Genomic DNA, 813 nt, shown 5'->3' on the forward strand with positions numbered 1-813 from the left:
TAAAAAAAGCGCGACCCTATTAAAAGGAATCGCGCTTAAGCCCGTCACAGGCTGAATTTACTTAACCTAACATTTGGTTGGTTACACGCTCACGTGAATACAAGAGACTGCGTGAATGTCTGTACCTTCAATCGTAGGTTTGGTTTTTGCACACTCTTCTGTCGCTTGAGGGCAACGAGTACGGAACACACAACCTGAAGGAGGATTGATTGGTGATGGCAGATCCCCTTCCAACATTTGGATGGTTTTATTGCGTTCTAACTCTGGGTCTGGGATTGGAACCGCCGACATCAGCGCACGCGTATAAGGGTGCTTAGGGTCTGCAAATAGCGCATCCGCTTCGCCTAACTCTACCGCGTTACCCAAATACATCACGAGAACACGATCAGAGATGTGTTTCACCACTGACAAATCGTGCGCAATAAACACCAAAGAAAGTCCTAGCTCTTTTTGCAGCTCTTTCAGAAGGTTAACGACTTGAGCCTGAATCGATACGTCTAGCGCCGAAACTGGTTCGTCACAGATGATCATTTTTGGCTTAAGGATAAGGGCGCGTGCGATACCGATACGCTGACACTGACCACCTGAGAATTCGTGCGGGTAACGGTTGATTACGTTTGGCAATAGACCAACTTTCGCCATCATCTCTTTAACGCGGTCTTTCACTTCTTGCTTAGACAGTTCTGGGTAGAACGTTTCTAGCGGCTCAGCGATGATGTCACCGACGGTCATACGCGGGTTAAGAGAAGCCAAAGGATCTTGGAAAATCATCTGGATTTCTTTACGTGTTTCACGGCGCTGTACATCTTTCAT

Annotated in this window: 1 protein-coding gene; it reads right to left on the reverse strand. The window is 47.1% G+C overall.

The features are described 5' to 3' along the window. Nucleotides 1-81: 81 nt before the first annotated feature. Nucleotides 82-813, reverse strand: a 732-nt coding sequence (locus tag R7Q11_RS25620) for an oligopeptide/dipeptide ABC transporter ATP-binding protein (protein WP_225466931.1), incomplete at its 5' end; no start/stop codon positions are given.

This window comes from Vibrio sp. 970, assembly GCF_033339075.1.